The sequence below is a fragment of the Luteibaculum oceani genome, from assembly GCF_007995015.1.
In the GTDB taxonomy this organism is placed as follows: domain Bacteria; phylum Bacteroidota; class Bacteroidia; order Flavobacteriales_D; family Luteibaculaceae; genus Luteibaculum; species Luteibaculum oceani.
This window is the reverse complement of sequence record NZ_VORB01000005.1, coordinates 87,108-99,216: the sequence shown is the minus strand read 5'-3', so window position 1 is coordinate 99,216 and position 12,109 is coordinate 87,108. Positions and strand designations below refer to the sequence as shown.

13 protein-coding genes are annotated in these 12,109 nt (G+C 40.5%); 10 read left to right on the top strand and 3 right to left on the bottom strand.

Annotated elements, in window-relative coordinates; all coding sequences use genetic code 11:
• Window positions 1-30: 30 nt before the first annotated feature.
• Window positions 31-1,344: an adenosylhomocysteinase gene (gene ahcY / locus FRX97_RS06440; protein ID WP_147014369.1), complete on the bottom strand. Its 1,314-nt coding sequence runs from the start codon at window positions 1,342-1,344 to the stop codon at window positions 31-33.
• 67 nt (window positions 1,345-1,411) lie between these two features.
• On the opposite strand from ahcY, the gene FRX97_RS06435 reads away from it, so the two are divergent.
• The 3 genes from FRX97_RS06435 to FRX97_RS06425 are packed head-to-tail and all read left to right on the top strand — an operon-like array spanning window position 1,412 to window position 3,415.
• On the top strand, window positions 1,412-2,047 hold the full coding sequence (locus tag FRX97_RS06435) for a 4'-phosphopantetheinyl transferase family protein (RefSeq protein ID WP_147014368.1): 636 nt from the start codon (window positions 1,412-1,414) through the stop codon (window positions 2,045-2,047).
• Window positions 2,023-2,781, top strand: a complete 759-nt coding sequence (locus tag FRX97_RS06430; protein WP_147014367.1) for a geranylgeranylglyceryl/heptaprenylglyceryl phosphate synthase — start codon at window positions 2,023-2,025, stop codon at window positions 2,779-2,781. The genes FRX97_RS06435 and FRX97_RS06430 overlap by 25 nt, the downstream gene beginning before the upstream one ends.
• Window positions 2,762-3,415 (top strand): phosphatase PAP2 family protein, encoded by a 654-nt coding sequence (locus tag FRX97_RS06425; RefSeq protein ID WP_147014366.1) that lies wholly within the window; start codon window positions 2,762-2,764, stop codon window positions 3,413-3,415. The genes FRX97_RS06430 and FRX97_RS06425 overlap by 20 nt, the downstream gene beginning before the upstream one ends.
• On the opposite strand, the gene FRX97_RS06420 is transcribed toward FRX97_RS06425, so the two are convergent.
• Both FRX97_RS06420 and FRX97_RS06415 read right to left on the bottom strand, forming a co-directional pair.
• Window positions 3,412-4,008 carry a leucine-rich repeat domain-containing protein gene (locus FRX97_RS06420; RefSeq protein WP_147014365.1) on the bottom strand — a complete coding sequence of 199 codons (597 nt, stop codon included), beginning with the start codon at window positions 4,006-4,008 and terminating at the stop codon, window positions 3,412-3,414. The two genes, FRX97_RS06425 and FRX97_RS06420, sit on opposite strands and share 4 nt — an antisense overlap.
• Window positions 3,962-4,900 carry a bifunctional riboflavin kinase/FAD synthetase gene (locus tag FRX97_RS06415; protein WP_147014364.1) on the bottom strand — a complete coding sequence of 313 codons (939 nt, stop codon included), beginning with the start codon at window positions 4,898-4,900 and terminating at the stop codon, window positions 3,962-3,964. Before FRX97_RS06415 ends, FRX97_RS06420 begins: the two co-directional genes overlap by 47 nt.
• Before the next feature lie 149 nt (window positions 4,901-5,049).
• Between FRX97_RS06415 and atpD the strand changes: the two genes are divergently transcribed.
• From atpD to bioB, 7 genes are all read left to right on the top strand, one after another.
• Complete coding sequence (gene atpD / locus FRX97_RS06410; protein WP_147014363.1) at window positions 5,050-6,573, top strand: F0F1 ATP synthase subunit beta; 1,524 nt, start codon at window positions 5,050-5,052, stop codon at window positions 6,571-6,573.
• A gap of 5 nt (window positions 6,574-6,578) precedes the next feature.
• The gene (atpC, locus tag FRX97_RS06405) at window positions 6,579-6,809 is read left to right on the top strand and encodes an ATP synthase F1 subunit epsilon (protein ID WP_147014362.1); all 231 of its coding nucleotides are present in this window, start codon (window positions 6,579-6,581) and stop codon (window positions 6,807-6,809) included.
• Between the two features lie 57 nt (window positions 6,810-6,866).
• The gene (locus tag FRX97_RS06400; protein WP_147014361.1) at window positions 6,867-7,955 is read left to right on the top strand and encodes an aminotransferase class I/II-fold pyridoxal phosphate-dependent enzyme; all 1,089 of its coding nucleotides are present in this window, start codon (window positions 6,867-6,869) and stop codon (window positions 7,953-7,955) included.
• The gene (bioD, locus tag FRX97_RS06395; protein ID WP_147014360.1) at window positions 7,945-8,580 is read left to right on the top strand and encodes a dethiobiotin synthase; all 636 of its coding nucleotides are present in this window, start codon (window positions 7,945-7,947) and stop codon (window positions 8,578-8,580) included. The genes FRX97_RS06400 and bioD overlap by 11 nt, the downstream gene beginning before the upstream one ends.
• Window positions 8,577-9,848 carry an adenosylmethionine--8-amino-7-oxononanoate transaminase gene (gene bioA / locus FRX97_RS06390; protein WP_147014359.1) on the top strand — a complete coding sequence of 424 codons (1,272 nt, stop codon included), beginning with the start codon at window positions 8,577-8,579 and terminating at the stop codon, window positions 9,846-9,848. The genes bioD and bioA overlap by 4 nt, the downstream gene beginning before the upstream one ends.
• Window positions 9,848-10,990, top strand: coding sequence for a beta-ketoacyl synthase N-terminal-like domain-containing protein (locus FRX97_RS06385; protein WP_147014358.1), 1,143 nt, complete (start codon window positions 9,848-9,850; stop codon window positions 10,988-10,990). Before bioA ends, FRX97_RS06385 begins: the two co-directional genes overlap by 1 nt.
• A 96-nt stretch (window positions 10,991-11,086) precedes the next feature.
• The gene (gene bioB / locus FRX97_RS06380) at window positions 11,087-12,094 is read left to right on the top strand and encodes a biotin synthase BioB (protein WP_147014357.1); all 1,008 of its coding nucleotides are present in this window, start codon (window positions 11,087-11,089) and stop codon (window positions 12,092-12,094) included.
• Window positions 12,095-12,109: the final 15 nt, after the last annotated feature.

Here is a 12,109-nt window from a genome sequence, read left to right as displayed (position 1 = left end):
CGGAGGTTTTAAAAGTATTGAAATTAGATATTAGTATCTGTAAGCATCATTCTTAAATGGTCCATTTACTGGAACACCGATGTACTTAGCTTGGTCTGCAGAAAGCTCTTCAAGTTCAACACCAATTTTTGCAAGGTGAAGCATAGCTACCTTTTCATCAAGGTGTTTTGGAAGAACGTATACTTTATTCTCGTACTTACCAGCGTTTTTCCATAGCTCAATTTGTGCTAGGGTTTGGTTGGTAAATGAGTTGGACATTACAAATGATGGGTGACCCGTTGCACATCCAAGGTTTACTAATCTTCCATTAGCAAGAAGGATGATATCTTTTCCATTGATAGTGTACTTGTCTACCTGTGGCTTGATCTCGTCCATGGTATTACCATGATTATTCTTTAACCAAGCAACATCAATTTCGTTATCGAAGTGTCCGATATTACAAACGATAGCTTTGTCCTTCATGTTTTCGAAGTGACGACCAACGATGATGTCTTTGTTACCCGTAGCAGTTACAACAATATCAGCTTCTTTAACGGCATCATCCATTTTCTTAACCTCGTATCCGTCCATTGCCGCTTGAAGTGCACAAATTGGATCGATCTCAGTTACAAGAACTCTTGCTCCAGCACCTCTTAAAGAAGCTGCAGAACCTTTTCCAACATCTCCATATCCAGCAACAACTGCAACTTTTCCAGCAATCATTACATCGGTAGCACGACGGATCGCGTCTACAAGGGATTCTTTACATCCGTATTTGTTGTCAAATTTCGACTTGGTTACTGAGTCGTTAATATTTATTGCAGGAAGAGGTAAAGTACCTGCTTTTTCTCTATCGTGAAGTCTAAGAACACCAGTAGTAGTTTCTTCAGAAATTCCACGGATTCCAGCAACTAGTTCTGGGTAGCGATCTAATACCATGTTGGTTAAATCTCCACCATCGTCAAGAATCATGTTAAGTGGCTGTCCGTCTTTAAAGGCGAACAAAGTTTGCTCAATACACCAGTCGAATTCTTCTTCTGTCATGCCTTTCCATGCATAAACAGGAATTCCAGCTTCTGCAATGGCAGCTGCTGCGTGATCTTGAGTAGAATAAATATTACAGCTCGACCAAGTAACCTCCGCACCCAGTTCAACGAGTGTTTCAATTAATACTGCAGTTTGGATAGTCATGTGAAGACATCCCGCAATTCTAGCTCCAGCAAGAGGTTTCTCTTTTCCGAACTCCTCTCTTAGAGACATTAGACCTGGCATTTCAGCCTCAGCTAATCGAATTTCTTTGCGGCCCCATGCAGCAAGTGAGATATCTTTAACTTTGTAGGCTTCAGTTACTTTAGTAGCACTCATGTGATAAATAAATTTTTGCAAAGTTAGTTTATTACTTTCAGGTAGTCAAAACACATGGATAAAGCAAATGTTTACCGGGATAAAAAATATTAACCATTTTATTGAAGACGGAGGTCGGCATCAAGTTAGATTGTATGACATCTCTAGGTTTTCCCCAGATGGTTCATTTTTAAGTACCTGGTTGGCAGCTAGGGAAAGGGAGGAGTTAAAAAAAGTAAAGTCGGATCTGAAAACCAAGCAGAAAGCTTCGGTTTTGGGGCTTATCGCCCAAGAATTTGGTAGCTCTGGTATCATTCAAAAACAAGAATCTGGAAAGCCGGAATTACCAGATCAACCTTATGAAATTACCATTTCGCATTGTAAAGAGTTGGTTGGATATGCTTTTGGGGAAAACCCCTTGGGTATGGATATCCATCATTACGATAAAAAGGTAACCCGGATTTCTCACAAGTTTTTAAATGAATTTGAGTTTGAGTTTTGTGAGAAGTATCGAGAACAGCCTTGGATGGATTTGTTCTGGGCGGTGAAGGAAGCGGTGTTTAAAATTTATGGAAGCAATCTGCCTTTTAAGGATATTAAAATCGATGTTGCAGGTATTGATACAAAAAGCCTTTCTTGCGAGGTGAAAGGGAAGGATAACATTGATGTGTCATACGCCCTACATAAGAATTTTTGCATATGCCTGGCAGAGTTAAAAGCCTAAAAAGTAGTATTCAAAATCCCAGTTTTGCGGTTCTAATAGACCCAGAAAAAGAGACAGATTTAAGTAAACTGGGGAAAAAAATAGACCTTATTAATCAGTCGCTTTGTGCGCTAGTTTTAGTTGGAGCATCCTCTAACCTATGCAACAATTTTGAAGAGGTTACAAAATTTATTCAGCAGCGCTGTGACAAACCTATAATAGGTTTTCCTGGGAAATGGAATCAGGTAAACAAGTATCTCGATGGCTTGTTGTTTATCAGTCTGATTTCTTCAGATAGGTATAAGTATTTATTTCAAGAGCAATCCAAGGCCATTGAAACGATAGATAAAATAGAAAGCATTGACATTTATCCAACTGGATATATGGTGCTAGACGGTGGAATTGAGACTTCAGTGGAAAAAGTTTCTGGTTCTAAGGGCATGCGCTACGATGATATATCCGCCATTCTTACTCGGATAAAAACAGGACGCTTTTTAGGAATGGATCATATTTACTTAGAAGCAGGTAGTGGTGCAAAAAGTACGGTTCCATGTAGCTTGGTAAGCGAAGTAGCGCAGCAGGTAGATTCATTTCTAATTGTTGGTGGAGGGGTGAAATCTGCGGAAAAAGTGAGTGAATTTTGGAACGCAGGTGCGCATTTGGTGGTGATAGGTAATGCAATAGAACAGGATCCTAATATAATTAATGAGATATCAATAAAATGCCAGTTGCATAATGAAGTTGAGCTTAAATAAATTAAAGCACAGCGGCTTTTTGTTAGCCCATGGCATTGTGGGCATCGCAGTTTTAATATTTGTGATTACTGTACCCAAATTAGAGGGGCAATTTTGGATTAATCAATTTCATGGAACTTGGGGCGATTACGCTTTTCCTCGAATCACCAAACTGGGTGAATGGATCCCTGTTATTCTGGTTGCCCTTTTTTGTGCAGTTCTGTCCACTCGTAAAGCCCTAACTTTTGCTTGTGGTTATTTAAGTGCAGGGGTTTTAACCATGTTGGGGAAATTGGTCTTATTTCCGGGCATTATGCGTCCTAAAAACATGATGCAAATTTACGAGCATTACCATTGGGTAGAGGGAGTGGTATTACGTGGGCATCACAGTTTTCCAAGTGGACATACACAGAGTGCCTTTAGTGTATTTTTTATGCTCGCAATTTTGGTCAAGCCTCAGTGGGCGAAATTTTTGTGCTTTTGTATGGCTGCTATTACAGGATTTTCTAGGGTGTATATTTCCCAGCACTTTATGGTAGATATTTTGGTGGGGTCGGTAATTGCAGTGGTCTGCTTACTTTTTTTCGAAAGATATTGGCTAAAAAAGGATGGGAATTGGTTGGATAGACCTCTAATTCCTTTCAGTAGAGGCTAATCCTCTTCACCGAAATTGCAAAGGCAGGGTTCCGAAAAAATAAAATTAACGGCTCTAAAGCTGTTAGTCAGATTCTTTTGATCGTCGATATTAAGCTTAATACCTGTCATATCCACTCGTCTGAGGTTAACCATTTCATTTACACAAAAAGGTAAATTATGGAGGTCGTTAACCCAGAGATAAAGCTCCTTTAGTTCGTATAGGTTACAAACTTCTGGGCTTAGTTCATCGATGTAGTTATCGCCAAGATCTAAAGTTTCCAAAGTTTTAATATCAAACACCCAATCTGGGATTTTGGTCAGGCGTGCTTTTCGAAGAACCAGAGTTTTGATTTCGTATTTCGAGAGGTTATCGGCGTTTTTACTATCGGATAAATCGCCTTGAACAAAGATATATTTGGGGGCTTTACCGTTGTAGTTCTCAAGGTCGAAAAGGTATGCATCTAAGTCCCGAGCTTTAATTTTAATAGCCCGAGTGCTCATGCAATCGCTTTCTCGCTTGTATTTGCAATAGTCTATTTGCGCATCAACAAGAAAAGGGAAGGTGCTAAGGATTAAGGCTAAAAAGCTCCAAGCAATTTTTCTTGTCTTCATTAAGTTGATCTTTTAGTTGCGAAACGTTTTCAAAACGAATTTCGTCTCGCAGTCTCTGGATAAAGGAAACTTTTATTTCTTGGTTATACAAATCACCGTTGTAATCTAGAAGGTGTACCTCTATTGTTTTTGGGGCATTGTTTGCTACGGTGGGCCTAACCCCAATATTCATCATACCCTTATACACTTGTTCTCCAAGGTTAACCTTAACGGCATACACACCAATTTTCGGGATTAGTTTGTAGCTGTCTTCAACCAAAATGTTTGCGGTCGGAAAGCCTAATTGTTTCCCAATACCTTCTCCGCTTACCACCCTACCTTTTAGAAAGTAGTGATAGTTTAGATAGGCTTTTGCGGTTGAGACATCTCCATCGAGAAGAGCTTTTCTAATTTTTGTAGAGCTAACATTAACGTTTTCTACGTCTTCTGCGGAAATTTCTTGTACCTGAAATTGGTACTCTTTAGCTAGTTCTGTGAGCGTATTAAAATCTCCTTCTCTATTTTTTCCGAATCGGTGGTCGTAACCAACGGCCATTTTGCTCACACCGATACCATCTACTAAGATGTCTTTAACATATTCTCTGGCCGAGAGGCGTGAGAATTTTTTCGAAAAGGGGTAAATAATAAAGTGGTCTATTCCAAATGACTCTAAAAGCTGAGCCTTTTCCTCCATTGTATTTAATAATTGAAGGTTGTGATCGTCTGGGAATACAACCATTCTAGGGTGAGGCCAAAAAGTAAGCACTACAGACTCGCCATCAATTTTTTTAGCTTCGTGGATGAGTTGCGTTAAAATTTTCTGGTGGCCAACGTGCACACCATCGAAGGTTCCAGTTGTGATAACTGGATTTTTTATGCCTTTGGTTTCGGAAAGATCTCTGTAAATTTTCATGAAATTCAGAGCAAATAACCAGTTTTAAATGGAGTAAAACAATGCTTTTTTAGTTAATAATCAGCATATTTTGTCCTGAGGTTTTGTTTACAAGTCGCTTTGTAGTACTTTCGCGCTCGAATTATACGTTCCGCATTAAATCGTTCACAATGTCTCAAATCAAAGGCAAAATTACACAGGTTATTGGTCCTGTGGTTGACGTAAGCTTCGAAGGTGAAGAGGTTATATTACCAAACATTTACGATGCATTAGAAACCACAAAAAATGATGGATCAGTTGTTGTACTTGAGGTTCAGCAGCATATTGGAGAAGATACGGTAAGAACCATTTCGATGGACGCTACCGAAGGTTTAAACCGCGGAGGTGTGGTAGTTTCTACTGGAGCGCCCATCTCTATGCCTATCGGAGACAGCATTAAAGGCCGTCTTTTCAATGTAGTAGGTGAGAGCATTGATGGTATTGGAAAGGTTGAGAAAAAAGAAACCTATCCTATTCACCGCGAAGCTCCTAAGTTTGAAGAACTATCAACTTCTACCGAGATTCTTTTTACGGGTATTAAGGTTATCGATTTGATTGAGCCTTACGCAAAAGGAGGAAAGATTGGTTTATTTGGAGGTGCAGGTGTAGGTAAAACTGTACTTATCCAGGAGTTGATTAACAATATTGCAAAAGGTTACGACGGATACTCTGTATTCGCTGGTGTAGGTGAGCGTACTCGTGAGGGTAACGATCTACTTCGCGAGATGATTGAGTCTGGAATTGTAACTTATGGAGACGACTTCCTTCATTCTATGGAAGAAGGTGGTTGGGATCTTAGTAAAGTTGATGGAGAGAAGCTTAAGGAATCTAAAGCTACCTTTATCTTCGGTCAGATGAATGAGCCTCCTGGAGCACGTGCTCGTGTAGCTCTTTCTGGTCTTACCATGGCGGAGTACTTCCGTGATGGTGCTGGCGAAGAGTCTGACTCTGCTGGTGGTAAGGATATCCTATTCTTTATCGATAACATCTTCCGTTTTACTCAGGCTGGTTCAGAGGTGTCTGCACTTCTTGGACGTATGCCATCTGCGGTAGGATACCAGCCAACACTTGCTACCGAAATGGGAGCAATGCAAGAGCGTATTACTTCTACTAAGAAAGGTTCTATTACCTCGGTACAGGCAGTTTATGTACCTGCGGATGACCTTACTGACCCAGCTCCTGCAACTACCTTTGCTCACCTTGATGCCACTACGGTACTTTCAAGAAAAATTGCTGAGCTTGGTATTTACCCAGCGGTAGATCCTCTAGATTCTACTTCTAGAATTCTTTCTGAAGAAATCGTTGGTAAAGAGCACTATGCTTGTGCACAGCGTGTTAAAGAGATTCTACAGCGTTATAAAGAATTACAAGATATCATCGCTATCCTTGGTATGGATGAGCTTTCTGAAGAAGATAAGAAAGTGGTTCACCGTGCACGTAGAGTTCAGCGTTTCCTTTCTCAGCCTTTCCACGTAGCAGAGCAGTTTACTGGAATTCCTGGGGTTATGGTACCTATCGAAGATACCATCAAAGGATTTAACATGATTATGGACGGAGAAGTTGATGAATATCCAGAAGCTGCATTTAACTTAAAAGGAACAATTGAAGAAGCAATTGAGACTGGTAAGAAGATGTTAGCTGAAGCTAAAAACTAATTATTATGTTACTCGAGATCATTTCTCCCGAGAAAAAAATATTCCAAGGCGAAGCCAAAAGTGTAGTAGTTCCTGCAGTGGATGGATCGCTTGGAATACTAGATAATCACGCCCCTCTTATCTCTACCCTGAAAAAGGGAATTGTTGAGGTTTCAGGCGCCGATAAGAACACTTTCGAAATTAACGGAGGGGTTGTTGAGGTAATGAAAAACAAGGTGATTATTCTCGCAGAGTAATTATTTTTTCAAGGTATATTAACCCCGTTGGATATTTCTAACGGGGTTTTTTTTTATATGGCAGTTCCAGAAAATATTCGAAAGCGACTAGAGGAAAGAACCGAACTCGGTTTACTGCGGTCTTTGTCCCCTCCTAAAAAAGGGTGGGTAGACTTTTGTTCGAATGATTACTTGGGGATTGCTAAGAACCATTTTTCGGGAAATCAGCTCCTAGGATCTGGAGGTTCGCGGTTACTTACGGGTAATTATTCTAAAATCGAGGAACTAGAGGAAAATGCCTCTTCCTTTTTTGGTGCTCCATCTTTGTATTTTAACTCGGGTTATCAAGCCAATATAGGTTTGTTGCAAGCCGTTGGTCAGCGTGGGGATCTTTACTTGTTCGATGAGTTTTCTCACGCTAGTATTAGAGATGGTCTTCAGCTTTCTCGTGCCCAAAGTTTGAAGTTTAAACATAACGACTTACAGCACCTTGCACAGCTTTTGAAGGGTAAATCTGGGTATAATAACATCTATGTGGTTACCGAAAGCATTTTCTCAATGCACGGCGATGGTCCAGACTTACCGGCACTTTTAGATTTATGTGAAACGCACCATGCATTTTTGATTTTGGATGAGGCGCACTCCGTTGGAATTACGGGGGCACAGGGTAGAGGAATTTCTTTTGCTTATAAAGAACATCCCAGCCTTTTCGCCCGCATTTTTCCATTGGGGAAGGCATTTGGGGTTCAAGGAGCTTTTATTTCGGGTTCGGACCTACTAAAAGATTACCTAATCAACTTTGCACGAAGCTTCATATATACAACAGCTCCGAGTCCGGTTATTGCAGAAGCTGTTGCAAATTCTATAGATCGGGTGTTTGAGGCAGATAAGGCAAGAGATAATTTGAAATTAAACCTTGCTTATTGGCATGGGGAAGGCAATAACCGAGAAGCAAACAGCCTAAGTGCAATACAGTTTGTACCTTGCCCCCGAATTAAGCATGATGGTATAAAAAAGGCGTTGGAAGAAGCTCAAATACAGGTCTTTCCAATACGCTATCCTACCGTTCCAGAACAAATGGAGGGGTTTAGGGTCATCATACATAGTTACAACACCAAATCTGAAATAGATTCACTAAAGAAAATATTACAGGCACATGCACAATAAACCATTATTTGTAACGGGAATTGGAACAGGTATAGGGAAAACTGTCTTTTCATCTATTCTGTGTACCGCTTTAGATGCAGATTACTGGAAGCCAGTCCAGGCGGGAGATTTGGAGCATAGTGATAGCATTTTTGTAAAAAAACACGCCACGCTAAATAAGGGTAAAGTTCTTCCAGAAGGTTACTGCCTAAAGTTTGCTATGTCGCCTCATAAAGCTGCCGAATTAGAGCAAGTAGAGATAGATAGAGAACTTCTAGATCCACCCGCTACAGAAAATAACCTGGTTATCGAGGGTGCGGGAGGGTTAATGGTTCCCATTACCACCAGATTTACCTATTTAGATTATATCACAGAGTTAAACCCTAGGGTATTTTTAGTGGTTAAAAATTATCTGGGAAGTATAAATCATACGCTTTTATCCATTGCCGCGCTTCAAAGTAGAAGCATAGATGTGGCCGGACTAATTATTATGGGCGATCAGAATGAAGGTTCTGAGCAGGCTTATGAAGAAATGGGTAAGTTGCCCATTATTGCCCGAATTCCTTGGGCAAAACCATTAAATGCATCCTTTGTTAAGGAGCAAGCACAAATTGTAAGAGCATCCATATTACAGCAGGAGCTATGATAGATTTAAAGGCAGAGGATCTTAAACACGTTTGGCATCCTTTTTCACCTCTAAAATCCGATGGAAATCTTCCGGTGGTTACCAAAGGTGAAGGCGTTTATCTGGAATTGGACAATGGAGCTAGGCTTATCGATGCGATTTCTTCTTGGTGGGTGAATCCTTTGGGGCATGCACATAAGGAAATTGCAGATGCTGTTTACAAGCAGATGCTAACCTTAGAGCATGTAATTTTTGCTGGATTTACACATGAGCCTGCCATCCAACTTTCTAAAACCATTAAGGAAATAGCCAAACATCCATTTGATAAAGTTTTCTTTTCTGATAATGGAAGTACTGCTGTTGAGGTAGCGTTAAAATTGGCAATACAGTACTTTTCAAATTTAGGGTCTCCGAGAAAGGGTATTGTAAGTTTTAAGGATGCCTACCACGGGGATACCTTCGGAGCAATGGCTGTTGGCCAAAAAGGGACATTCTTTAAGCCTTTCGAAGATTTTGTATTCCAAGTTCATCAAATAGAAGTTCCCACTGAAGAGAATTTTGAGGAATTAAAAAAGGGTTTTACCGAATTAGTTTCCAGTAAGGATATAGCTGCTTTTATCTTTGAACCCCTAGTACTGGGAGCGGGTGGTATGAAAATGTATTCTCCAGAATTTTTGGCCGAGTTGATGAACATTGCTAAGTCATACGGAACTATTTGTATCGCCGATGAAGTTATGACCGGCTTTGGTAGGACAGGTAAAATGTTTGCCACCGACCACCTCGAGATTGCACCAGATTTAATGGCGGTTTCTAAGTGTTTAACAGGAGGTTTTATGCCTCTGAGTCTTACACTGGCCAATAAAAAAATTACCGAGGCCTTTAACAATGATCAGGTAGATAAAGTCTTTTATCACGGTCATAGTTATACTGCCAATCCTGTAGGTTGTGCTGCGGCTAATAAAACCCTTGAAATACTTTCTGGTGGAGAAACTAAGAAGAACTGGGAACGTATAGAAAATAAGCACAAAGGCTTTATTCCGGAGTTAACCCAATTTAATAAGGTTAAGAATATTAGGTTGCGCGGAACCATTTTGGCGTTTGATGTTCAAGATAAATCGGAGGGGTATTTTTCAGATATAAAGGAGCAACTTAAAAAGAGCTTTATCGCCGATGGAGTGTTATTAAGACCGCTTGGAAATACGGTTTATATCATGCCTCCATACATTATTTCAAACGAGCAGTTGGATACGGTTTACGGATCGATTAAAAACGCACTTCAAAAAATTTAATGCGAGTAGATCTTGATGTTTTAGGGTGGGAATCCATTTCTCCTTTGGGTTCTTCCGTTTCAGAAATTTGGGATCATTACAAGAGCCCGACTCACCGTTTGCAGCACCTAAATCTGTGGTGTGGAAAGCTTTGGGATAAACAGGAAAGGGAAATTTCCGCATTTACCGAAACCAAAAAATATTATCAGAAGCTCGACCGAAGTATAGCGCTGGGGGCTTTTGTCGCCAATCGTTTAAAAGGTAAAAACCACTTGTCAGACCAGCTGGGTGTTAATGCGGGATCTAGCAGGGGTGCTACCGGAAAATTAGAGGAGTCGTTTCAACAATTTATAGAAAACGGGGATGTGCCATTACAAACATCTCCCCAGACCACGGCAGGAAATATTGCCAGTTTTATAGCGCAAGAAATAGGTTCTACAGGTATAGCAATTTCCCACAGTATTACTTGCTCCACTTTTTCTCATGGAGTGGCAAATGCCGCGGCCTGGTTAAATGCAGGTATGGCTGAACAATTTTTGGTAGTTGGCTCCGAAGCGGCTCTTACTCCTTTTACTTTTCAGCAAATGAAAAGCCTTGGAATTTATAGTAATGCAGATGTACAGCAGGCGATTCCCTGTCGGGCACTAGATGAGACTAAGGAAGACAATACCATGATTCTTGGAGAAGGTGCGATTGGAGTTTTATTAGGCAAAAACCAAAACTCCCAGTTCAAAATCCGGTCCATAGGTATCAGTAAAGAAAATGTAAAATCACCCAGCGGGGTGAGTTTAAATGGTTTGGCCTGCCAGCAAAGTATGCAGATGGCTTTGGAGAGTGCATCGTTAAGGACGGTAGACTTTATTGTAAGTCATGCTCCAGGTACGATACTGGGAGATCAATCTGAAATGAATGCCATACGATCTGTTTTTGGTGGTTCGCATCCACCCGTTACCAATAATAAATGGAAAATAGGGCACACTTTTGGTGCTTCTGGTGGCTTTTCTCTTGAAATGGCATTGTTGATGCTTAGAGAAAATGAAATTGTTCTTCCACCTTATATTAAAGCCGGTAAACCCAAAAAACAGGAGTTGAGGTCGGCAATTGTAAATGCCATTGGTTTTGGAGGAAACTCCATTAGCCTTTTAATTGAAAAGGATTTTTAATCGATAAAATTGGAAGAATAACGAGGATTCCGTGGTTGAAAGGCCGAGCTTTTAATCGCAATGTTTATTTTCGCCAATTACAAAGAAGTTCGGGATATGACTGAAGTTAGAACGAATTGGACTAGACAAGAAATAGAGGAAATCTATAATAGACCATTGTTGAGTTTGGTATTCGATGCCGCACAGGTACACAGAGCCAACCATATGGAAAATGAGGTGCAAGTATGTACTTTATTGAGTATTAAAACAGGTGGATGCCCAGAAGACTGTGCTTATTGTCCTCAGGCTGCTAGATATAGTACAGATGTAAACGTACATAAGCTATTGGATAAGAACGTGGTTTTGGCCAATGCCCAAAAGGCAAAGGACGCAGGTTCTACTCGTTTTTGTATGGGTGCTGCTTGGCGCGAGGTAAGAGATAACCGTGATTTCGACAAGGTAGTTGAAATGGTTAAAGAGGTTAATGATATGGGGCTGGAAGTTTGTGCCACCCTTGGTATGATTAACGAGCATCAAGCATCTCGACTTAAAGAGGCCGGACTGTATGCATACAACCACAATCTTGATACTTCTGAAGAGAAGTATGGTGATATAATTTCGACCCGTGGGTACGATGATAGATTAGATACCCTTGGAAATGTTAGAAAGGCAGGATTAACTATTTGTTCTGGCGGTATCATTGGCCTTGGGGAAGATGATAACGACCGTATTGGGATGTTACAGACCCTTGCAAATATGGATCCTCAGCCTGAATCTGTGCCCATTAACAAGCTTGTCGCTGTTGAAGGTACGCCATTAGAGGACCAGGAAGATGTACATATTTTCGATATGGTGAGAATGATTGCTACCGCAAGAATTCTAATGCCAAAATCTATGGTTAGACTTTCTGCTGGAAGACTTTCCATGACAGAAGAGGGACAAGCGATGTGTTTTATGGCTGGAGCCAACTCTATCTTTGCAGGAGATAAGCTACTTACCACACCGAACCCAGCGGAAAATGAAGACATGAAACTTTTTGCGAAACTGGGATTAAATGCAAGAGAGTCATTTAAAGAAGAAAAAGTAAAAGTGTGTGCAAAGCACGCTAAAGAAATGGCGGAGTAAAATCCAGCTTAGATA